The organism is Sphingosinicella sp. LHD-64 (genome assembly GCF_031157375.1).
Classification (GTDB): domain Bacteria; phylum Pseudomonadota; class Alphaproteobacteria; order Sphingomonadales; family Sphingomonadaceae; genus Allosphingosinicella.
The window spans coordinates 126,922-149,214 of record NZ_JAVIFV010000004.1; the positions used below are offsets into that span (position 1 = coordinate 126,922).

Here is a 22,293-nt window from a genome sequence, read left to right on the forward strand (position 1 = left end):
CTATTCACGAGGCCAAGAATGGCCGCTTTTTCGTGACCGCGCCCAGAAGCGGACGGTCGGCTTTCGGCCATGCACGTTCGTTGCGCTCCATAGTTTTCTTCGCGGTCAATCCTGGCCGGATGGAGAAATCCTAATGGGACACTCAATTCATGACCCTGTCGAGCGCCCACCGTGGAACGTAGGGCGCACACCCGGTGCGAAGCGCGCCCTCAAGCCGCAGCAGATCTGGGCGATCCGATTTTGGTTGGACCGCGAGAAGCGCATGCGAGACCGGGCGCTCTTCGATCTCGCGATCGACAGCAAGCTCCGCGGCTGCGACCTAGTGAAAGTCCGCATCGGCGATCTTGCCAGCGGCGGCCGGGTCCGGAACCGCGCGATTGTCGTCCAGCAAAAGACCGGTCGGCCGGTCCAGTTCGAATTGCTCGAGCCGGCCCGCGGAAGCCTTCTGGCGTGGCTGGGACGTCGAGGCGGTTCACTGGAAGACTATGTTTTTCCCAGCCGGATCAATCACTCGGATCATCTCAGCACGCGGCAATATGCACGGCTCGTTGATGAGTGGGTGACCGGCATCGGATTGCGATGCGACGATACGGCACGCACTCCCTAGGCCCTCCCCTGATCTGGCCGTGCGCCAGACTGTCATTCGCGACCGTAGCGAGCGATCACTTCGGCGAGTTTGATGTGACCGACACAAGCTCCAGTCGCGCGCGGACGCGCCGCCGGCTCAATCGTGCCGCGCCGTGTTGCGCGTTGCCCAGAGCAGAAGGCGGCCGAACAATGCCCAGCCGCCACGTTCCGATCGGGAAACGAGACGCAGGAACGGCGGGCCGGGAACGTCCTCCGGCTCTTGCCGGCGTTCGCCATAAATTCCTGGTTCTTCCCCGCACATCTCAGGCCGCCCGACGATGCGCGGTGGCCAGCTGCCGGTAATGGGCGAAGAGCTCGCTGAAATGGTGGGCCATGGTTCGCACAGCCCGCGCCCCGGGCCGGATCCTCTGGCTTCGGACGAAGGCGCGTATGACGCGCGCGGCGTCGGTGGGATCGGCGGAGGCGAAGCAGAGGCCGCCGCCAGCGCGGGCATGATCGGAGGCGCCGCCGCGATCCGGGACGATGAGCGGCAGGCCCGAGGCTGCCGCTTCTGCTGCGACCATCGAGAACGTCTCTGCCTCGCAGCCGTGGATGAGCGCATCGGCGCTGGCGAGCAGACGCGCAAGCTCGACGCGGTCGGCGATCGGTGACAGGAGGTGGATGTGCGGGTTGCCGTCGATCTCGCGGACGATGCGCAACCGATCGCGCCCGTCGCCGACAAGGACGAGGCCAATGGGATGATCGAAGCTCACCGCCATCACGGCCTTCACGATCATCGGCCAGCGCTTCTCCGGCGCGTGCCGGCCGACGCCGACGAGAAGGGTCGCATCCGCCGGCAGCGCGCAGCGCGCGAGCAGGCGCGCGCGCAGGGCCGAATCGCGCAGATCGGGCGAGAACAGGCCCGCCTCGACGCCCATCGGGTGGGTGGCGATGCGGCGAAGACCCGCCTCGGCGAGGCGCCCCGACAGGCTTGCGCTGGCGCTCACGACCAGATCGAAAGTAGGGTTGATGCGGCGCAGGTGACGCCAGATCCAGTCGAGGTTGCGGTCGATGGTGGCGGAGCTCGCCAGCCCCTCGAACCAGCGATAGGCATAGGCCGCCATCGGATCGGCATGCATGACGAGCGCGCGCGGCGCATCGCCCGGCCAGCTCGCCACCGCCGAAGCGCTGCGCCAGGGCGAGGAGGCCTCGACGAAGTCCGGCCGTTCCCGGTCGAGATGACGGTGGATCGTCGCGGCGTCGGCGAAGTAGCGATATTTCCGGTCGAACGGGAAACGCGGCGAGGCCACCCACTCGATCCGCGCGCCGGAGCCGCGCACTTCGCTATGGTCCTCTGCGCCCGGCGCAAGGATCACGATCTCGTGACCGAGCGCGGGCTCGGCAACGAGCTTCTGGTCGACATAGGTGCGTACGCCGCCGCCCTCGGGCGCGTAGAAGGCCGAAACATCCACGATCTTCATCGCGTCACCTTTCCAATGGGCCGAAGGAGAACATGCCCCGGCGGTAGTTCATCACGATCCGGATCCGGGTGATCCCCTGTCCCGCCACCACCCGGGTCGCCGCCGCGCGCGGCCGCGAGAGGCCAAGCCGCGGATTGTTCGGAAAGCCCGCGCCATCCACCGACAGGCCGAACCGGCGGTTGGAATCGCGGTCGTGGAGAAGGGAGAGGCTGTAGGCGCCGGGCGCGGGCACGCGGATGCAGAGCTGCACATTGCCGCGGGCCGGGACAGGGCCCGCGACCCGGCGGAAGACCTTGCCGGCCATGATGAGGACATTGTCGTCGGCGAGGAAATCCTGATCGTTGGAGGGGTAGGCCTCCAGCTTCAGCAGTCCCTGGCGGTCCTTGAGCCCGGCGACATCGACCAGGATGGCCGGCCCGGACTCGTTGGCGCGGCAGCGCCCTTCGGCCACGCCTAGCGACGGGCTGGACGGGAGCTGGGCTGCGGTGGCCGCGAGCAGAAGGGCGAGAGTCATGAACGCTCCTTGAGGCCCGCGAGCTCGCTGCCCGTCAGCAGGGCCCCGAGAATGACGTGGGTTGCGAGCAGCAAGGCCGCGATCATGCCGAGCAAGGCCGCGATCTGGCTGTCATGGCCGATCGCGACCACCGCCAAGGCGACGAAGGCGAGGTCCTTGTTCGGCAGGAAGGGCAGGCGCGAGAGCAGCAGGCGGAGCGCGGCGAGGATGAGCCACCAGCCGATCGGCACCTGCGGAAGGACGAGGTGCCACATCAGCGCGGCCAGCGCCGTCTTGACGACGATTCGCGCGGCATGCGCGCCGATCACGAAGCGCAGGTCGGCGGCGGGAAGGCTGAACAGCCGACGCCGGAAGAGCAAGGCGGCGAGCGAGGTCGCGACCAGCACGAAAGTGGAAAGATAGAAAGCCCTGCCCCCCAGGCCGAACTGCAACTCCCCCAGGAGCGGGAAGGCGATGGCCATCAGGACCAGAGTGGCGACATTGCCGACGACCGCCGACAGGATGGTGACGTCCTTGATCGCGCCGAACGGCGCCCCGGTCATCCGCGATCGCTTGCGCGCCCAGGTGTAGAAATAGACCTCGCCGATATATCCGAAGAGAATCTCGTTCCCGATATATTTGCGGGTGAGTGCGACGAGCCCCGAAGCGGAGATTTTCCAGAGGCGCCGGTAGATCGCCCATTCGCTGACGACCTGGACGAAATAGTAAGCGGTGAAGGTGAGCCAGAAGACGGCCGAAGCCGGCAGGAGCGCGACCAGCTCGGCCGGCCGGATGTCGCGCAGCTGAACGAGGATGGCGGCGAGAACCGCGCCGGAAATCGCGAGCCCGAGCCAATGCAGCCAGCCCTGCCGCGACGCGTCGAGCGGCGCGGGATCGGGCCGCGCCGGATCGGGCGCCCGATATGTGCCTCCGGCCAGCTCGCTTGCCGCGGCGTCAGTCCGATACACGGGGGGCTCCGGAGGTGCTCATACCCGTAGACGGAGTGCCTTCGGGATTTCCCCACATCGCCGCCGCCGGGTCCGCATCCGCGGCTCGTCGCAGGAGGTGGAGATAGGCGGGCGCCGCCCGCTCGACGCGGAACCGGCGGGCGTGGGCGCGAAGGGCGCCGACGTCTGGCGCCCCACCCGGTGCCGCCATCGCGGCTGCAAGGGCATCGACGTCGCCGCGTGCGACGAGCCGGCCGAAGCGGCCGTGGCCGAGCAGCTCGTCCATGCCGGCGCTGCTGCGCATTGCGACGATGGAGACACCCGCCGCCATCGCCTCGACGACGACGCCGGGCATGCCTTCATAGTCGGACGAGAGGACGAACATGTCGGCGCGCGCGAACCAGATCGCCGGGTCGCCGCTGTGCCCCGGCAGCGCCAGGCGCGCGGCGATGCCGAGGCGGTGCGCCAGCGTCTCGAGGGCGCGCCGGCAGGGCCCTTCGCCCAGAATGACCAGCCGGTCGTCGGGGCCGCTGGCGCGCGCGAAGGCGGCAAGGAGAAGATCGAACCGTTTCTGCGGCGCGAGGCGGCCGACGGAAAGGAACAGGCGGCCCTTCGTGCCGTCGCGGACGGCCCGGTCGCGTGTGTCGGCGAGGCGCCGGGCGGCCGCTTCGTCGAGCACGGGATTGTCGATGACGGTGACCCGCGCGGGCGCAATGGCGAGCGCGTCCGCAATACTCTCGCGCATCGATTCCGCCATCGCCACCCAATGGGGGATCAGCCGGCCCTGGACCTTGAGCCAGCGCCGGTAGGCGTGACGGGCGAGGGCGTTCATGTCGGGTCGGCCGAGGTCGTTGCTGACCTTGGCCACGACCGGTGGGCAGACGCGCCCCAACAGCAGGCGCAGCGCCACCGCGACCACCGTATAGCTGTTGCCCGCGCAGAAGATCACATCCGGGCGGACCGCGCGGATCCGGCGCCAGGCGCAGACGATCATCCAGAGCGTTTCGAAACGGGCAGTCGAGATGGGGCCGGACGAATGGCGGTCATAGTTCAGCGCCGGCGCCTCATCGCGCATCGCACCGTCGGGCCGCCCGAGAAGCACGGTCACGTCGGCGCCGGCCGCCTGCCAGGACTTGCAGAGGCGCAATGCGACCCGCTCGACGCCGCCGGGCTCGAAGCTGTGAAGGCAGACGAGGATGCGCAGCGGCGGCGGCAATCTTGGGCTCCGTTCGGACGTTCAATCCGAGACGGAGCCGTCCGCTCAGTTCCCCATCAGGTCGCCATAACGGCCAGGCGCCCGGCCGGTGAGGAAGGCCGCGAGCGTCCGGTCGATATCGGCCAGCAGGGCCGGCGACCTCGTGTCGCCGGGATGCACCGCCAGCCGGACGACCGGCAGCGGCCGAAGCGCGCGCCTGGCGAGCGCGGCAAAAGCGAACGAGCTTGCCTTGCGCGCAGGGCTGCGGCTGGCCCAGGTGACGACCGGCCCACGTGCCAGCACCTCGCCGTTTGCGGGCCGCCAGACCTTCATATGGTCCTCGGCCAGCGCGAAGCCCTCATCGGCGAGCGCCCGCATGGCGCCCTCGCCATAAAGCCAGGCGGGGGCGATGAAGCCCGCGACCGGGCGGCCGATCGCGTCCTCGACCAGCGCGCGGCCGTCCCGCATGCGCCGGGCGGCCTCGGCGCGGTCGAGGCCCAGGAACTCGCCCTCGCCGGCGGTCATGCGCTTGGCCTTGAAGACGGCAAGGGCGCTCTCATGATGCTGGTCGTCGCGGTGGCTCCAGCCGTGGAGGAACATCTCCACGCCCCGATCGGCCCAACCGCGCAGCCGCGCCTTGAAGGCGCCGTCGCGCTTAAGCGGCGCCGCGTTCCAGTGATCGGGAACGACCAGCATCGCGAAATGCGGACCGCCGAGCCGGCGCTCGAACCGTTCGGCGAGCATGTCGACCTCGGCTTCGAAGCGTGGGCCCACATCATGGATCGAGGCCAGCAGTCGTTTGGCCGGCTCAGTAGCGGACATCGAGGCCGATCCTGAAAGTGCGGGGCCGCAGCGGCGTGATCTGGTTGCCCTGGGCCAGGGTGAAAGGGTTGCCGAAGGAGAAGCGGTTCCCGCGCACGTCCCCGACATTGTCGACGTCGAGCGTCATCCCGACCCCGCCGAAATCGATCCGCGCGCCGATCCGGCCGTTGACGAAGCCGCCCTGGTTGAAATCGGCCGGACCGACAGCAACGAGGCGGGAGCGGCCGACATAGCGCGCCGAGCCGTCGATGGTGAGCGAGGCTGTGGACGTGAGCTGCGTCCGATAGCGCGCGGCGACGCGGGCGCCGGCACGGGCGATATTGGGAAGATCGGGGCTGTCGTCGTCATCGATCGCCTCGCCCGCCGGCGCGGACAGCTCGCTGTCGTTGAGGAACCCGGCCATTTCCAGGCTGAGCGACGGCGTCACGCGCCACGTGAGATCCAGTTCCAGACTGAGGATGCTGCCGTTGCCGATATTGGTCGTATAGAGCAGGCCGCTCGCATCGACGAGGTCGGCCTGGATGTTCTTCCAGGTCGCATAGGAGGCCGCAGCGGCGAGCGAAAACCGGTCGACCCCGCGCCGGCCGTAGCGCAGGCCGATATCGAACGACCCGAGATTGTCGGAGAGGAAACGCTGCGCCGCGGACGGCGCGCCGGTTGGCGACAAGGCGAGCCCGCCGGCGCGGAAGCCCTCTTGATAGCGTGCATAGACGGTGAGCCGCGGCCCCGCTCGCCAGGTCATTTCTCCCATCGGGGCGGCCCAGACGTCCATCCGGCTGGCCTCCCCTTCATCATCCGGATCGTCGATCGGCGCGCCGGTCAACGAGGCGAAGGTGAGGCGCCCGCCGAGCGTGAGGTTCAATCGAGAGGTCAGGCGAAGGCCATATTGGCCGAACAGGGCGGCCTCCCCGGTCTCGTTGCGTATACCGGTGATGGCGACCTGCGCCCCTGGCGGACCGAGATCGCGTGAGATGCGGTTCTCGCTGAGAAGGAGGCTCCATCCGATCAACCAGCCGAGGCCGTCCCGATCGGGCCGCGACAATCGAGTCTCGTTCGACACGAGCGTGATGCCGACCGTCTCGTCATAGACTTGCGGCCCCGTCGTGCCCGGAAAGCCGGTCGCGTCGAACCGGTTCTCGAGGCTGTGATTGACGAAGCCGATGGCCGAGATGAGCTCGGTCCGGTTCCACCGCTTGCGGACCGTAAGTTCGCCCATCGTATAGTCGTTGTTGTAGGGCTGCGCGAAATTGGTCCACCGCGTCAGCGGCGGTGCATCGCGCAACGCATATTGGCCGTCGCGCCCGACAATCGTCTGGGCGAGGGCACCGACCTCGATCCGCCAAGCGTCCCCGGCCTCCCAGAGCAAGCGGGCCCGGCCGCCATAGGTGCGCGTCCGGTTGACGTCGCGAAGGCTGCGCTGGAGATCGTCGATATAGCCGGCATCGTTCGATCCGTAGCCGACCAGGCGCAGCCCGATCCGGTCGCGGGCCAGCGGCACATTGACCATGGCCGCCAGGTCATTTCCCCAGCCGCCACCCTGTGTGACGAGAAGCCCGGTTGCGGCCGAAGCGGCATGGCCCGACGGATCGGGTGCGTTGGGGATGAGACGCAGGATACCGCCGAGCGAGCCCGAGCCGTAGAGCGTGTCCTGCGGCCCTTCGAGCACCTCGACCCGGTTCATATCGTAGAGGTTGATGTTGGGATCGGGGGCATTGAAGATGAGCCGCGCCTCGCCGAGATACTGGCCGACGATCGACTGGCTGGGACCATTGAAGCTGCTGTCCGCAAGACCACGGATATAGATCTTGTCGCGCCCGGGACCGAGGCTGGTCGAGGCGAGCATCGGCAACCGCTCGAGGATCGCGTCGGTGCCGCGCGCGCCGAAGCGGCCGGCGTTCCCCTCGTCGAGATCGACGGCATGAGCGGTCCCGCCGAAGCGGTCGAGCGCGATCCCCCTCTTGCTGGCGGTGATCACGATGTCCGGCTCCGGGGGAGATGGCGGCGGCAGGGCGGGTAAGGGGATCGCAGACGGGGGCGGGCGGCGCCGCGCCGCGCGGGCTGGACGGGGCGCGCGCGTGATGCGGACGATGCGGGGGCCGGCGAAACCGTAGCGATAGCCGGTCCCGGCCAGCAACCGGTCGAGCGCGGCACGCAGCGTCATGCGGCCGCGCAGCGGCGACGTTCGGATCGCGGCAAGGCCGGTGTCGCTCGTGCCGATGCTCGCCCCTGTTTGTTCGGCAAGGGCGATGAGCGCGTCGCTGAGGCGTCCGCCGGGAAGGTTGACCTGCACGGTCTCCTGCGCCGCCACTGGCGTGGCTGCGGCGCAAAAGAGGATGGGGGCTAGAAGCAGGTCAGCGCGGCGCACCGGGGCCCGGCTCGATCCGCCACCCGTCGCCGGTGCGCCGCGCCCTGAGGTCCAGCGTCGCGGCCAGCGTGTCGACACTCTCCCGGGCGCCGCGATCGACGCGGAGCGAGCCGGTGAACGGCAGCGCGGCGACCGCGGGATCGACCATCACCCGCGTACCGAGCGTGCGCGACAGATCGCGCGCCACCTGCTCGAGCGGCGCGGCGCTGTAACTGAGGCGTCCGCGCCGCCAGCCCGCCATCTCGGCGGGCGTTCGCCGGCCGGTCCGGACGCGTGCGCCCGGATCGTCGCCGGTCTCCAGCGTCTGGCCGGCCGCGAGGGCGACGGCGGTGCCGGCCCGTTCATAGGACACCGCGCCCTCGATCACCTCGACGGCAAAGCGCCGGTCGTCGCGCGCGATGTTGAAGGCGGTGCCGACATCGACGACGCGGTGGCTGCCGGCGGTGACGACGAAGGGACGGGCCTCGTCGTGGCGGATGACGAACGTGGCCTCGCCCGCCGCGATCTCCGCCGAACGCGGATCGTTCCGATCGAGGATCAGGCGCGTACCGCCATTGAGCACGGCCGTGTCGCCGTCGCCGATCGCGATCGTGCGCTGCTCGCCAGGGCGGGTCACGACCTCATATCTGTTCGCACCTTGCGTGAACAACGGGATGGCGATGGAGCCGATCAGAAAAATGGCGGCGATGGTCGCAAGCGCAGTCGCCCAGCGTCGCAGGCCGCGCCTCGGTTCCTCAGTGGGTTCGGTCGCATCATTGGCGGCGAGCGGGGCGGTGGCGGCCGGGACCATCTGGGGCGTGATCGCGGCGTCGGCGAACTTCACCTGGTCATAGGCCTCCGACCGGGCCGGATCGGCCTCCAGCCAGGCCATGAATGCGTCCCAATCCTCGGCGCTGCCTTCTTTCAGGCGCAGATGCCAGGCAATTGCCTCTTCCCGGATCGCCAGCAGCTTCTGCTCAGTCATTGTCGCCCCCTCTCGCTTGAGAACGGAGCAGATGCGGAGTCTCCGCATCCAGGCTGGACTGGGCCGCGACGACCGCCTGATAGGCTTTGTGCAGATGCTTCTCGACCGCGCTGACGCTGATCTCGAGCTCGTCAGCGATCTGGCGCTGCGGCGCGCCTTCAATTCGATAGCGCCGGAAGATATGGATCGTGCGCTCCGGCAGCTCCGCCAGCGCGCGGGTCATCGCCGCCAGCGCCTCGCGACCGATCAGATGCCGCTCCGGCGAGGGGCTGTCATCCACCTCCGATCCGAACTGCGTATCGACCCAGGCCTCTTCCCGGACCGTGCGGGCCGCGGCCGAACGACGGTGGTCGACCAGCAAATTGTCTGCCATCCGGCAGAGATAGGGAATGGGTTGTGCGACCGGGCCGACCGCATGCGTCTCGAGCCTCACGAACAGGTCCTGAAGCACGTCCTCCGCTTCATCCGGCGTCGCCCGCCGCGCGGCAAGAAACCGCAGCAGGATCGGACGGTTCTCGAAGAACAGCGCCTTCAGACCCCCATCCGCTGGTTCCACCTTGCGATGAATGAGACGAATCCTTGATGATCCAGGGTCGGGAGCGGCGTCGAAGAAAACTAGCATCGCCGGGCCTGTCCAGCAACATGTGCGGACTGTGCCTTTGCACCGCAAATGTCAGGTTCACGCAACGAATCTGCCTCCACTCACGTCTGGAGACGGAGACGTTCTCAAAACGCCACACCGCGCCCAAGCGGTTCGATCCTCCGCGCGTCGCCAATGACATCCGGCGCATGGCCGCGCCCGCTTTGTCGCGATCGCGCATTTCCTGCAAAGCCCGGCGAAACTAGTCTCGGACGTTTGCTGCCGGCCCCAAAATGGCGGCTTTCGCGAGTTTTGAACCAGAAGCAGACAGACTGCTTCCGGCCAAAGGCGCCTTGAGGAGAGCCTAGATTTGGCCCAAGGTCTCTAAGCTTGGGGCCGATCTAGATTTCACAAATAATTACAATGGTTTGAGGAAACATCAGTGTCGCTCGGAGTAAGACAGAGCTTCTAGAGATTACACTGAGAATTCCCCCGCCTAAATCAATGGAGAAAAACACAAATTAAAACAGTAGTTTAATGGCGCGCCCGGCAGGATTCGAACCTGCGACCCCAAGCTTAGAAGAAAAAAACGTTAATGTTCATGTAGGTTCGAGTAGTTTCAATAACATTCTCAAATCAATAACTTCACGTCAAGTGGATTTTCCGCTATATTCGCCCAAATGCCCCTGATTTCGACTCAAATGATTACGTGGCGATTACGTGGGAGAGTGGCGTGACGTCGACTAGGATCACCAAAACAGCCGTTGAATCCGCCGAGCGCGATCCAGAAAGAGACACCTTCTATTGGGATGACAAGCTGGCCGGCTTCGGCATTCGTGTGACGCCCAAGGGCATACGCAGCTATGTTGTCCAGTACAGGCTGGCAGGTCATCCCGCGCGCCGCGTCACTATCGGCCGGCACGGCAATCCCTGGACGGCCGAGCTCGCGCGGCGTGAAGCGACCAACATTCTCGTCGGGATCCGGCAGGGGATCGACCCTATCGATGCGAAGCGAGAGGAGGCGCGCGTCGCCAAGACGATGCGCTTCGACGATTATGTCACGTTCTTCGTTGAGAACCATCTCAAGCTTGCATGGCCGAGTTCGTGGGAACTGGCAAAACGGCGGCTCGAACTCTACGCCGTGCCACACCTCAAGGCGCGGCCGCTGCCCAAGGTGCGCAAAGCCGATATCGCAACAATTCTCGATCCTGTCCGCGCGCAGCGCGGCACAGCCCGTAATCTCCATGCCGTGCTTCGGTTGCTGTTCAACTGGGCGGTCGATCGCGACGATCTTGCCATCTCCCCAATGCATGGGCTCAAGGCGCCGCCGGCGCCAAAGGCAAGAAAGCGTGTGCTCTCACCGGACGAGATCCTCGCCCTGTGGTGGGCCACGTTCGAAGTTCCGGTACCCTACAGCCATTTCGTCCGCTTGCTGATCTGCACGCTTCAGCGGCGCAATGAAGTAGCCGGGCTGCCTTGGGAGGAGCTTAACCGCGGCGCCGCGCAGTGGCATCTGGAGGGCGAACGCGCCAAGAACGGCGTGGAGCATATCATCCCGCTCAACGCGCTCGCGAGGATCGAATTCGACCAGCTCGGGTGGCGGCAGGTAGGCCTCGTTTTCAGCACTACCGGGGAGACGCCGATCAGCGGCTTCAGCAAATGGAAGACGAAGATCGATGAACATATGCGGCAGACCCTGCAGCACTTGGCGGATCTGCGCGCAATCGCGGCTGGTGAACGCCCTCATCCGGTGGTCCTGAGGCACTGGGTGATTCATGATATCCGCCGCTCGGGCACGACGCAGATGCAGGCGCTGGGCATCCCGATCGAAGTGACCGAGAAATGTCTCAACCACATCAGCGGCGAGACCAGCGGCATTCGCGGCGTCTACAATCTCTACCAGTACCTGCCGGAGAAGAAGGCCGCTTTCGACGCGTGGGGGAATTTCCTTGAGCGGCTGATTGCCGATGGCGAGCGCCTTCTCGTCGAACGACTCGGGGCACGAGTCGATCCGGTCATTCCTGACAGGCCGGCGAGGTGGGCTGCTTAGGACGGGGGCCGGCCCCCTGCGGATCGACGGCTGGCCGCGGTCCTGAGCCCTCACTGGTGCGATGGCGAGAAATCGTGATCATCATCGTCGCCAAACAGACGCCCCTCGCGGAAGCGGGTTTCCAGGCCCTCGGCCGTTAGCTTGGCTTCGCGGGCCGCAAGGCGTTCAACCGACCACCGGAGAAACTCCGACAGGCGTCCATCGTCGACCGCGCCCTGACTTTGCAAATTGCCTACGAACTGACGCAGCCTTTCGACCTGTTCGAGTTCGCGCAAGATTTCCTGCAATGCGGCGTCGCGTCGCTCCTCGACATGCCTCGTCCGTCGCAACAGCTCGCGCCGCTCCTCCTCCTCTTTCCGTCGCTGCTGCTGCGCCTCGCGCAGCAACCGCTGCTCGGTCTTCGCGGCGGCAAGCACGGCCAGGCCGACCGCGATGTCGTCCGCCATATTCTCGAGACGCTGGATCTTGGCGTCGCGAAATGCGCGGCGCGGCGACGGTCCTCTCGGCACGTAGAAATTTTGGAGTTCAAACGAGAACTGGCCCGTCGGCAGGTAATCCCAGTCCGGGAAGCGAGGCCGAGGGACGAACAAGGTGTCCCATTCGTTCGCAAAGTGGCGGCGCGCGATCTTGCGGTGCCATTTCTCTTCCTCGGCCTGCTCGCTCGCGCTGAGCTCGTGCTTGATCCGTCGGACTGTCTCGGCCACCGAAAAGCCGACATTTTCGATATCGCTTTGGAATTTCGCAGCTCCGGAATCCGCAACGAGGCGAAAGCCCTGAAGCGCACATGCGGCGACAACCGCATTCAGGATGGCCTCCAAGCGGTCGACGGATGTCGGCGCGACCTCGCACTTGACGAGGCCGGGTTCGTTCAGGGCTATCAGCCCGTTCGGTGCAGCTTTCCTTTTCCGCAAGAGAGCGATCGTTCGCGCAACGAGCGGGTGAGTTGGCGTATCTTTTTCGGCCCCCGCCGAGGCAAGCACGCGCGCCCGTTCCCTCACCTTGGCCAGTGCTTCCGGTTCCCGCAGCAGCTCGGCACCGGCAATGACGATCTTCTCGGAGATTCCCTCCCTGGCTTTGGGCAATGCCGTCTGGCGGACTTTACGGCCCGCCGTCTTCTTGGCCCACCAGCCGACCGGTGGCTTCGGGATGTCATGCTTCCGGCAAACCTTGTGGAGCGCCACGTCAGAGAGCGCGAACTCTTTCGCGAGGTGCGTCATGGGCTTTGACCACACCAAGTCGTAGAATTCCTGCCGCGAGAATATTCTCGACATGCCGCGAGCCCTCGATTCCGACGTGAAACGACAATTTTGCGCGCTATTTTCCCAACGATCGATTTGAGACACAAGAGTCCAGCGCCGACCTAACAAGGCTTGCGATCAGGCAGACCTGCCGTGTCGCGTTGCAGGCGCGACCAGGATCAGTGCGGGCGCGCGGTACGAAGCTGCGACAATCCTGCGCGACTCAGGGAACACGACGTCCTCGCCCGAGGGCCGCACATGGGCTCGACCAGCGTCGCTATGTCCTCAATGCGCGTGATGCTGGTGCACCACTGCATGGCCTTTGCCGCGCGAGATCAGCCAGCGGTTGATCGGAAACGCGGCGGCACCCGCGATCAGCAGGGCGACCACCAGGCTTCCCCAGAACAATGGGCTCGCGAGGCCGGCATCCATCGCGCCCGGAATGACGAGCATGATCCCATTGTCCACGGTCTCCATGATCGCGATCGAGATCGTGTCGGCGGCAAGCGCGAGCTTGAGCACCGCTCCAAAGGCAAGGCCGGCCTTGAGCAGCGGAATCATCGTGAAGGCGTAGCCGAACAGGAACGCCAGCACGACGGCGAGGGCGATCGTCGCGCCCATCGCCAGCCCGAGCGCCGTGCCGATCACCAGGCCGAGGACTTCGCCGGTCGCGCATCCCGAGAGGCAATGCGCGGTGGCGGTAAAGGCGAGCCGGTTGAGCGAAGTGTCGTGCGCATGCGCCTGAGCGCGGGCTTCGTCGTGATGAACATGCTGAGGGGCTGAATGGTCGTGATCCATCATTCGTCTCCGCCTGGAGCGTGCTCGCGGCGCTCGGCCGCCCGCGCCTCACCGCCGCTCAGACCATCTCGGGGTCGACCTTGTAGCCAGCCTCGTCGATCGCGGCCTTGATGCGGTCAAGATTCCCAACGGAATCGATTGCCACCAATTTGGTTCCAAGATCGACCTTCACCTCCGCGTCCGGATCGACGCTTCGCACCGCCTCGGTGACGGCCTTGGCGCAGGGGCCGCAATTCATGCCGCGAACGGTCAGTACCACCATGTCATTCCTCCAATTCGGACTGTCGGGAATCGCGGAGGTCGGGCTTCACACCGTGACAAGGTCAAGAGGTGGGCGAGAATTTCGCCGCCCCTTGACCCTGACATCATGTCAGACTCCATATGAGGCGTCGACTCTGGTTACGAGGAGACGAGCCATGGACGCGCAAGTGCTGCGCCGACCCGAAGAAGGCGACACGCTCATCCTGCCCATCGAGGGCATGAGCTGCGCCTCCTGCGTGGGTCGAATCGAAAATGCGATCCGCCAGGTGCCGGGCGTTGCCGACGTCTCGGTCAATCTCGCCACCGAGCGTGCAAAGGTCACGTTCGAGGAAGGCCGAGCGCAGACCGCAGCGGTGGCCGAAGCCGTCCGCAAGGCGGGCTACACGCCGAAATCGGAAGCGGTCGACCTTTCGATCGAGGGCATGACCTGCGCCTCGTGCATCGGCCGGGTCGAAAAGGCGCTGCGGTCCGTGCCGGGCGTCCTCGACGCGCAGGTCAACCTCGCGACCGAGACCGCGCGCGTAGAGGCGCCGTCGGGCGTGAGCCGCGCTTCGCTCATCGAGGCGGTCGCCGGCGCCGGGTACCAGGCGACGGTCCGCGCCGCGCCGCAGCCGAACCAGCTCGAAGCCGACGAGGCCCGCTATGCCAAGGCGAGCGAGAAGGAGCTGCGCCATGTGATTGTCGCGGCGGCGCTGTCGCTGCCGCTCGTCGTGCCGATGCTGCTTGAACCGTTCGGAATCGCCTTTGCGCTGCCCGGCTGGCTGCAGCTGTTGCTCGCGACGCCGGTGCAGTTCTGGTTCGGTGCGCGTTTCTATCGCGCCGGCTGGAAGGCCCTGCGTGCGCGGGCCGGCAACATGGACCTGCTCGTCGCGATCGGCACCAGCGCCGCCTTCGGCCTCAGCCTGTATCAGCTCCTGGTCCCGCCAATGAGCCACGGCGCCGGCGCCCCGCATTATTATTTCGAAGCGGCGGCGGTGGTCATCACCCTCGTGCTGCTCGGCAAATGGCTCGAAGGGCGGGCCAAGCGGCAGACCGGCGCCGCGATCCGCGCGCTGATGGCGCTCCGGCCCGACACGGCGCGGGTCGTCGAACCCGGCGGCGCCGAGGTCGAGATGTCGGTCGAGCAGGTTCGGGTCGGCGACGTCGTCCGTGTCCGCCCGGGCGAGCGCATCCCTGTCGACGGCCGTCTCGCCCAGGGACTGACCAGCGTCGATGAATCCATGCTCACCGGCGAAAGCCTGCCCGTCGCCAAGGTCGAGGGCGACAAGGTGACCGGGGGCTCGATCAACGGCGAAGGCCTGATCGAGATCGAGACCACCGCGATCGGCGCCGAGACGACGCTCGCGCGCATCGTCCGTCTGGTCGAAAGCGCCCAGGGCGCCAAGGCGCCGATCCAGCGGCTCGTCGACAAGGTGAGCGCCGTGTTCGTGCCGATCGTGCTTGGGGTGGCGGCGCTGACCTTCGCCGGCTGGCTCGCTGCGGGCGCCGGCGTCGAAGTCGCCATTCTCAACGCCGTGGCCGTCCTGGTCATCGCCTGCCCGTGCGCGCTCGGCCTTGCCACGCCGACGGCGATCATGGCGGGGACCGGCGTTGCCGCCCGTGCCGGCGTGCTGATCAAGGACGCCGAGGCGCTCGAGACTGCCCACCGGATCGACACCGTGGCCTTCGACAAGACCGGCACGCTGACCGAGGGCAAGCCCTCGCTGGTTGCCGCGGTCGCGCTGACCGATGCCGGCGAGCCTGAGCTCCTGGAACTCGCCGCCAGCCTGCAGCAGGGCAGCGAGCATCCGCTGGCGCGCGCGGTCATGTCTGCCGCAGCGGAGCAGGGCATTCGACCGCGCGACACGCGCTTCATCCGCGCCCTGCCCGGGCGGGGCATCGCCGGCCAGGTCGGCAGCCGGAGGATCATCCTCGGCAACGCCCGGCTGCTGGGCGAGGAAGGCATCGACCTCGCGCCCGTCGCGCCGCGCGCCGGGCCGTTCGAAGAGGAGGGACGGTCGGTCTCGTGGCTGGCCGAAACCGCGCCGACGAGGCAGGTGCTGGGGCTGCTTGCCTTCGGCGATGCGACCAAGGCCTCGGCGCGCGAGGCGGTCGCGACGCTGCATGCCCAGGGCATCCGCAGCGTGATGATCACCGGGGACAATCGCGGCAGCGCGATGGCCGCCGCGCGCCAACTCGGCATCGACGAGGTGATCGCCAACGTGCTGCCGGAAGGGAAGGCCGACGCCGTGGCGAAGCTCAGGGGCGACGCGGCGACCGTCGCGATGGTGGGCGACGGCGTCAACGACGCGCCGGCGCTCGCCGCCGCCGATGTCGGCATCGCCATGTCGACCGGGACCGATGTCGCCATGCATGCCGCCGGAATCACCCTGATGCGCGGCGACCCGCGCCTGGTGGCGGACGCGATCGACATCTCGCGGCGGACCTATGCCAAGATAAGGCAGGGGCTGTTCTGGGCGTTCATCTACAATATCATCGGCATCCCGCTCGCGGCGCTCGGTTTCCTCAGCCCGGTCATCGCCGGCGGCGCCATGGCGCTGTCCAGCCTCAGCGTCATTGCCAATGCGCTGACGCTCCGCCGCTGGCGCCCCAGCGCTTCGTGAGGAGGATCGGGACAATGAAGATCGGTGAGGCCTCGAAGCGCTCCGGCGTCAGCCAGCGGATGATCCGTCACTATGAGGGCCTGGGTCTCATCCCCAAGGCGGCACGGCGGGAGTCCGGCTATCGCGACTATGACGTGCAGGACATTCATACATTGCGCTTCATCCGGCGCGCCCGCGATCTCGGCTTTCCGATCGAGGAGATCCGGCAGCTGGTGGCGCTTTGGCAGGATCGCAGCCGGTCGAGCGCCGACGTGAGGGCGCTGGCGCTCGCCCGCGCCGCCGAACTCGATCGAAAGGCGCGCGAGCTCGACGAGATGCGGCGGTCGCTCGAGCATCTCGCCGCGACCTGCCATGGCGACGACCGGCCCGACTGCCCGATCATCGAGCGCCTCGAAGGGCAGGACGCGTAGGGCCTGCTCCGGCCGGCGGGCGGATCGTACGCCGCGACGGGATCGCCTCGCCGGTCGTTCGACAGGCCCGGGCTTCCGCCATGACGTCATCGGTCAGTGCAGGATCTGGCCCAAAAAGGCCTTTGCGCGCGGGTGGTGCGGATCTGCGAAGAAGTCGGCGGGCGCGCGGTCCTCGACGATCCGGCCCGCGTCCATGAACAAGATCCGGTCCGCCGCCTCGCGTGCAAAGCCCATTTCGTGGGTCACGCACAGCATCGTCCGTCCCTCGCCGGCGAGGCCCGCCATGACGTCGAGCACTTCCTTGATCATCTCCGGATCGAGCGCGGACGTCGGCTCGTCGAACAGCAGGATCGTCGGCTCCATGCTGAGCGCGCGCGCGATGGCGGCGCGCTGCTGCTGGCCTCCGGAAAGCTGGCCCGGATATTTGTCCGCCTGATCGGCGATCCGCACCCGTTCCAGATAGCTCGCCGCCCGCGCCTCGGCCTGGGCGCGCGGCTCCTTGCGCACCAGTCGCGGCGCCAGCGTGCAGTTTTCGAGAATGGTCATGTGGGGAAAGAGGTTGAAATGCTGGAAGACCATGCCCGTCTCGCGGCGCGCGGCGGCGGCGCCGGCCGCGCCGCCGGCGACCGAGACGCCATTGATCCGCACGCTTCCCTGGTCGACCGACTCCAATTGGTTGACGCAGCGGATCAGCGTCGACTTGCCCGACCCGGAAGGCCCGCAAATGACCACCCGTTCGCTTGGCGCGATCGTCAAATTGATGTCATGCAGCGCCTGATAGGCGCCATACCATTTGCTGACGCCGGCAAATTCGATCGCGCATGGGTGAGGCTGCGGGCCCATCTCAACCCCCACCATGTCCGGCGCGCGCGTCGCGGCCGTGGCGCAGGCGGCCGAATGCGGCCTCGAGATCGGCGACGAGATCCTCGGTCGCCTCCAGCCCGGCATGAACCCGGATCAGCGCCCCTTCGGGGACCGGGATGCAACTGCGCACCGGCGCCGGCCAGGCCGGGACCATGAGGCTTTCGAACCCACCCCAGCTCGCGCCCAGCTTGAAGTGAGACAGGTGGTTGAAGAAGGCCGAGCTTTCCGGCCCGGACATCCCGTCCAGCAGCACGCCGAACAGGCCCGAGGCACCGTCGAAATCCCGTTTCCAGATCGCATGACCGGGATCGGAGGGAAGGGCGGGATAAAGGATGTGGTCAACTTCGGGCTGCTCCTGAAACCATTCGATCAGGGTCATCGCATTTTGCTGATGGCGTTCGAGGCGGACGTCCAGCGTGCGCAGACCTCGGTGGACGAGATAGCAATCGTCGGCGCTGACGCAATTGCCCCACCGCGCGGCCGCGTCCTTGAGCTTCTTGAACACCTCTTCATTGGACGCCGCCATCGTGCCCAGCATGACGTCGGAATGGCCCGACAGATATTTGGTCGCCGCGGAGATCGAGACGTCCACGCCGTGCTCGATCGGCCGAAAGAAGAGTGGCGTCGCCCAGGTGTTGTCGAGCATGGTGACGATGCCGTTCGCCCGCGCGACCGCGGTGATCGCCGGGATATCCGCCATCTCGAAGGTGAGAGACCCCGGCGACTCGAGGAAGATGACGCGCGTATTCGGACGGATAAGGTCGGCGATGCCGCCGCCGATCTCCGGCTCGAAATAGGAAATCTCGATGCCGTAGCCGGCCAGCACCTCGTCGCAAAACCGGCGAGTCGAGCGGTACACGGTATCGATGATCAGGGCGTGATCGCCGGCCTTGAGGAACGCCGAGAAGCTGAGCGAGATCGCGGCCGTCCCCGATGACGTGACGACGGTGTCGTATCCCCGCTCGAGCTCGGTGATCGCTCCGGCCAAGGCGAATGCGGTCTCCGTCCCGTAGAGCCCGTAGATGACGCCGTCATAAAGGCGGCTGTGCCGTCCGATATAGTCTTCGACGGTTTCATAGACGATCGTCGAGGCGCGATGCACCGGGGGATTGAGAAGCCCCGCCGCCTTGGCCGAGGACGAACCGGAATGGATGAGCCTCGTCCTTGCCGACAAGGCGTCCTCATCCTGTCCGGGGCCGGTTACGCGGGAACGATGGTCATTCATTCGTCAGATCCTCTTGGGGTGGATTGCAGTCATGTGTTCTGGCCGCGCCCGAAATGGCGCTCGACCCGCAGGCTGAGGCGCGACAGCGCGAGGCACAGCGCAAAGAAAATGGCACCGGTGAAGGTGTAGGCTTCGACATAATAAGGGCGCCATTGGACCTCCACGAACGCCATTCGGGTGGTCTGCAGCAGGTCGTAGATGCCGACGATCAGCACGAGCGTCGTGTTCTTGACCTCGCTGATCGCGGTGCTGACGATGCCTGGAATGCTGGCCTTGAGCGCCTGCGGGAGCCGCACGTGCCGCAGGCTCTGCCAGCGCGTGAGGCCGAGCGCCGCGGCGGCCTCGTTCTGGCCCGGCGGGACAGCGAGCAACCCGCCGCGCACCGCCTCCGCCATATAGGCGGCCGTGAACAGCACGAGCGCGATCTGGACACGCATGAAGCTGTCGATGTTGAGCCAGTCCGGCACGAACAGCGGAAACATGACCGCCGCCATGAACAGCACCCCGATCAGGGGCACGCCGCGCATGACTTCGATGAAGCCGATGCAGAGCGCGCGCGGCAACGGCAGGTGCGACTGGCGCCCCAATGCCAGCAGCACGGCCAGCGGGAAGGCGCCGACGACCGCAATCGTGGCGAGCAGGAACGTGACCGGAAGGCCGCTCCATTTGTCGGGGGGGACAACGGCCAGACCGGGAAGACCCCCGCTCATCAGGATCAGCGAGAGGACCAGCACGCCGAGCCAGATGAAGAGGAGGGCGCGCGACCAGAGGACCTTGACGAAGGACGCCGCGAGCGCGGCCGGAAAGAGCAGGCAGACGAGCGCCGGCCGCCACTGCTCCGCCTGCGGATAGGTGCCGAACAGGATCAGGCGATGCGTTTCCCCGATGAACAGCCAGCACGCGCCGTCGCGCTGCCGGCAACGCTCGGCGCCGCCCACGAACGTGCTGTCGAGGATCGCCCAGTTGACCAGCGACGAGAGGGCAGTTCCGAGCGCCGCCAGGAGAACCACCGTTGCCAGCACTTGGGGCCAGGTGCCGAAGAGGCTCCGCCGCGCCCAGGCGACGAACGCCGGGACGGAGGTCAAATCCGGAGTTTCGGCCCGCGGCGGCGCGCGTCCGGCGACGCTGGCTGTGCCCGGCGCCCACGGCCGGCGCGCGCCATAGAGGTTGAGCGCGGCGGACAGCAGCAGGGAGAGGGCGAGGAAGGTTGCGACGATGATCGCGACCCCCTCGATCGCCTGGCCGGTCTGATTGATGATCGTGTCGACCACCGAGACGAGCTCGGGAAAGCCGATGGCGACGGCGAGCGAGGAGTTCTTGATCGTATTGACGTGCCAACTGGTCATTGGCGGAATGATGATGCGAAGCGCCTGCGGAAGGACGACATGTCGCAGGCGCTGCCAGGAGGACAGCCCGAGCGCGGCCGCCGCTTCGCTCTGGCCCTGCGCCGTCGCGGCGATGCCGCCGCGCACGATCTCGCCGATATAGGCCGACGTGTAGACGGTGAGCCCGACCAGAAGGGTGACGAACTCGGTCGAAAGGGCGCCGCCGGCCTCGAAGTTGAAGCCCGCCAGCCGGGGCGGCACCAGCCGGGGCGACCCGCTCAGCAGGATCGCGGCAGCAGCGCCGATGACGATCGCGACCATGATCGGCACGGCGCGCGCGCCGGCGACGCCCTGCCGCGCCGCTGGGCGCAGCCACCAGGCCGTGGCGAGACCGGTCGCTGCCGCTCCGGCGGCCGCCAGGATCAAAGCGGCGGGATGGTCGAGACCGGGAAGATAGATCGCGCGGTTGGTGACGGTGATGCCGAACAGGCCGGGTTGGGCCGTCTCGACGGAGGGCAAGCCGAAGAGGAACACCGCATACCAGACGAACAGCTGCAGGAGCAGCGGCAGGTTGCGGACGATCTCGACATAGGCCGACGCCACGCTGGCCAGCAGCCAGTTGGTCGACAGCCGCGCGAGCCCGATCGCAAAGCCGAGCACAGTGGAGCACAGGATCGCGAGCGCCGACACGAGCAGGGTGTTGAGCAGACCGACCAGAATCGCCCGGCCGAAACTGTCCGTCGCCGCATAGGCGATCAGCTTGTCGCCGATCGCAAAGCCCGCCCTGTCGTCGAGGAAACCGAAGCCGGTCTGGATGTTGCGCGCTGCGAGATTGGCGCGGGTCAGCTCGACGAGGGCGAAGATGGCGAGCGCGAGCGCGGCAAGGAGGATGGCCTGCCCGCCCCAGCGCGCCCACGGCCGCGCAACGCTGCGCGACGCGGACGAACTGTGTGCCGCTGGCAGGAGATGCGCGCCGGACCCGGGCGCCGCCGCATCCATCTACTGCATCGGCAGCGGATAGAGGAGCCCGCCGTCCCTGTAGAGCCTGTTGTAGCCGCGCGGTACGCCGAGCGGTCCGATATGGCGGGACCAGATCTCGCCATAATTGCCGGTGGCGCGGATCGCCCGATAGGCCCAGTCCTCGTCGAGCCCGAGCGCGCGGCCATAGCCGGGCACGGAGCCAAGCAGGCGCTGGATTTCGGGATCGCGCGACGTTGCGCGCAACGCGGTCACATTGTCGCGATCGATCCCGTACTCCTCTGCCGCGAGCAGCGCGTTCAGGACCCATCGATTGATGTCCTGCCATTGCGGGTCGTCGCTGCGCACCACGATCCCCTGGGGCGCTTTCGATATGAATTCGTCGAGAACGACATAGTCGTCCGGCCGCTCCGCGTCGGCGAGACGGTAGGTCGTCAGCGTATAGGCGTCGGTGGTCATGGCATCGCAGCGGCCGGCGAAGAAGGCGAGCTTGGCCTCGTCGGGGTGCTCGTAGACGACCGCCCGGTAGCGCAGCCGGTTGCGGGCAAAATAATCCGCCGTGGCCAGTTCCGCGGTCGTCCCCTTGCTGATGCAGATCGTCGCGCCGTCGAGGTCGCGGGTGCGCCGCACCCCGCTCGCCCGCCTGACGAGGAAGCTCTGGCCGTCGAAATAGAAGATGCCGGCATAGTCGACGCCAAGACCCGCATCGCGCATGAGCGTCCAGGTCGTCGTTCGCGAGAGCAGATCGGCCTCGCCGGTCTGGACGATCGTGAAGCGCCGGTTCGAGGCGACGGGAAGAAAGCGGACCTTGGCAGGATCGCCCAGCACCGCCGCCGCCAGCGCGCGGCAATAGTCCACGAACAGCCCCTGCCAGACGCCGCGCTGGTCGAGATAGGACATGCCCACCTGTCCGGTATGAATCGCGCAATGGATCACCCCGCGCGCGCGAACGCGCCGCAAGGTCTCGCCGGCGCTCGCCGCGATCGCCTCGGACTTTGCGGACGTCGTCTGGCCCGCCGGCTGGCAGGCGGCGAGCAGGCCTGCCAGGCCGATGGCGAGGAATCGATCGAGCCTATTCCAAAACCCTCTCTTTCGGCGGTAAGTCATAGATAAATGTAATTGAGGGG

Annotated in this window: 18 protein-coding genes and 1 pseudogene; 4 read left to right on the top strand and 15 right to left on the bottom strand. The window is 67.0% G+C overall.

Annotated elements, in window-relative coordinates; genetic code table 11:
* Nucleotides 1–133: 133 nt before the first annotated feature.
* Nucleotides 134–606 (top strand): annotated as a pseudogene (locus tag RCO27_RS14095) (tyrosine-type recombinase/integrase); the annotation flags it as partial.
* Between the two features lie 284 nt (nt 607–890).
* Here RCO27_RS14095 and RCO27_RS14100 read toward each other — a convergent pair.
* From RCO27_RS14100 to RCO27_RS14135, 8 genes are read right to left on the bottom strand one after another with little or no spacing between them, the layout of a single operon-like run.
* Nucleotides 891–2,048 carry a glycosyltransferase gene (locus RCO27_RS14100; RefSeq protein ID WP_309003333.1) on the bottom strand — a complete coding sequence of 386 codons (1,158 nt, stop codon included), beginning with the start codon at nt 2,046–2,048 and terminating at the stop codon, nt 891–893.
* Between the two features lie 4 nt (nt 2,049–2,052).
* The gene (locus RCO27_RS14105) at nt 2,053–2,562 is read right to left on the bottom strand and encodes a DUF2141 domain-containing protein (protein ID WP_309003334.1); all 510 of its coding nucleotides are present in this window, start codon (nt 2,560–2,562) and stop codon (nt 2,053–2,055) included.
* Nucleotides 2,559–3,509 (bottom strand): hypothetical protein, encoded by a 951-nt coding sequence (locus RCO27_RS14110; RefSeq protein WP_309003335.1) that lies wholly within the window; start codon nt 3,507–3,509, stop codon nt 2,559–2,561. The genes RCO27_RS14105 and RCO27_RS14110 overlap by 4 nt, the downstream gene beginning before the upstream one ends.
* The gene (locus tag RCO27_RS14115; protein ID WP_309003336.1) at nt 3,496–4,704 is read right to left on the bottom strand and encodes a glycosyltransferase; all 1,209 of its coding nucleotides are present in this window, start codon (nt 4,702–4,704) and stop codon (nt 3,496–3,498) included. The genes RCO27_RS14110 and RCO27_RS14115 overlap by 14 nt, the downstream gene beginning before the upstream one ends.
* A 45-nt stretch (nt 4,705–4,749) precedes the next feature.
* Entirely contained in the window at nt 4,750–5,505 is a 756-nt protein-coding gene (locus tag RCO27_RS14120) for a polysaccharide deacetylase family protein (protein ID WP_309003337.1), read from the bottom strand.
* Nucleotides 5,492–7,813, bottom strand: coding sequence for a TonB-dependent receptor (locus RCO27_RS14125; RefSeq protein ID WP_309003338.1), 2,322 nt, complete (start codon nt 7,811–7,813; stop codon nt 5,492–5,494). Before RCO27_RS14125 ends, RCO27_RS14120 begins: the two co-directional genes overlap by 14 nt.
* A 43-nt stretch (nt 7,814–7,856) precedes the next feature.
* Nucleotides 7,857–8,834: a FecR domain-containing protein gene (locus RCO27_RS14130; protein ID WP_309003339.1), complete on the bottom strand. Its 978-nt coding sequence runs from the start codon at nt 8,832–8,834 to the stop codon at nt 7,857–7,859.
* Nucleotides 8,827–9,390 carry a sigma-70 family RNA polymerase sigma factor gene (locus tag RCO27_RS14135; protein ID WP_309003340.1) on the bottom strand — a complete coding sequence of 188 codons (564 nt, stop codon included), beginning with the start codon at nt 9,388–9,390 and terminating at the stop codon, nt 8,827–8,829. The genes RCO27_RS14130 and RCO27_RS14135 overlap by 8 nt, the downstream gene beginning before the upstream one ends.
* A 757-nt stretch (nt 9,391–10,147) precedes the next feature.
* Between RCO27_RS14135 and RCO27_RS14140 the strand changes: the two genes are divergently transcribed.
* Entirely contained in the window at nt 10,148–11,464 is a 1,317-nt protein-coding gene (locus RCO27_RS14140) for an integrase family protein (RefSeq protein WP_309003341.1), read from the top strand.
* A 50-nt stretch (nt 11,465–11,514) separates the two neighbouring features.
* Here RCO27_RS14140 and RCO27_RS14145 read toward each other — a convergent pair whose 3' ends face one another.
* The 3 genes from RCO27_RS14145 to RCO27_RS14155 all read right to left on the bottom strand — a co-directional run bounded on the left by RCO27_RS14145 (nt 11,515) and on the right by RCO27_RS14155 (nt 13,762).
* On the bottom strand, nt 11,515–12,735 hold the full coding sequence (locus RCO27_RS14145) for a hypothetical protein (RefSeq protein WP_309003342.1): 1,221 nt from the start codon (nt 12,733–12,735) through the stop codon (nt 11,515–11,517).
* A 252-nt stretch (nt 12,736–12,987) separates the two neighbouring features.
* Nucleotides 12,988–13,503: a DUF4396 domain-containing protein gene (locus tag RCO27_RS14150; RefSeq protein ID WP_309003343.1), complete on the bottom strand. Its 516-nt coding sequence runs from the start codon at nt 13,501–13,503 to the stop codon at nt 12,988–12,990.
* A 55-nt stretch (nt 13,504–13,558) separates the two neighbouring features.
* Nucleotides 13,559–13,762: a heavy-metal-associated domain-containing protein gene (locus tag RCO27_RS14155; protein ID WP_309003344.1), complete on the bottom strand. Its 204-nt coding sequence runs from the start codon at nt 13,760–13,762 to the stop codon at nt 13,559–13,561.
* A 154-nt stretch (nt 13,763–13,916) separates the two neighbouring features.
* Between RCO27_RS14155 and RCO27_RS14160 the strand changes: the two genes are divergently transcribed.
* Together RCO27_RS14160 and cueR are read left to right on the top strand one after the other, a co-directional pair.
* Nucleotides 13,917–16,364: a heavy metal translocating P-type ATPase gene (locus RCO27_RS14160; protein WP_309003345.1), complete on the top strand. Its 2,448-nt coding sequence runs from the start codon at nt 13,917–13,919 to the stop codon at nt 16,362–16,364.
* Nucleotides 16,365–16,378: 14 nt separating this feature from the next.
* Nucleotides 16,379–16,774, top strand: coding sequence for a Cu(I)-responsive transcriptional regulator (gene cueR, locus RCO27_RS14165; RefSeq protein WP_309003346.1), 396 nt, complete (start codon nt 16,379–16,381; stop codon nt 16,772–16,774).
* Between the two features lie 93 nt (nt 16,775–16,867).
* On the opposite strand, the gene RCO27_RS14170 is transcribed toward cueR, so the two are convergent.
* From RCO27_RS14170 to RCO27_RS14185, 4 genes are read right to left on the bottom strand one after another with little or no spacing between them, the layout of a single operon-like run.
* On the bottom strand, nt 16,868–17,617 hold the full coding sequence (locus RCO27_RS14170) for an amino acid ABC transporter ATP-binding protein (RefSeq protein ID WP_309003347.1): 750 nt from the start codon (nt 17,615–17,617) through the stop codon (nt 16,868–16,870).
* 1 nt (nt 17,618) lies between these two features.
* Nucleotides 17,619–18,863: a cystathionine beta-lyase gene (metC, locus tag RCO27_RS14175; protein ID WP_309003348.1), complete on the bottom strand. Its 1,245-nt coding sequence runs from the start codon at nt 18,861–18,863 to the stop codon at nt 17,619–17,621.
* Between the two features lie 29 nt (nt 18,864–18,892).
* On the bottom strand, nt 18,893–21,187 hold the full coding sequence (locus RCO27_RS14180; RefSeq protein WP_309003349.1) for an ABC transporter permease subunit: 2,295 nt from the start codon (nt 21,185–21,187) through the stop codon (nt 18,893–18,895).
* Entirely contained in the window at nt 21,188–22,273 is a 1,086-nt protein-coding gene (locus RCO27_RS14185) for an amino acid ABC transporter substrate-binding protein (protein ID WP_309003350.1), read from the bottom strand.
* Nucleotides 22,274–22,293: the final 20 nt, after the last annotated feature.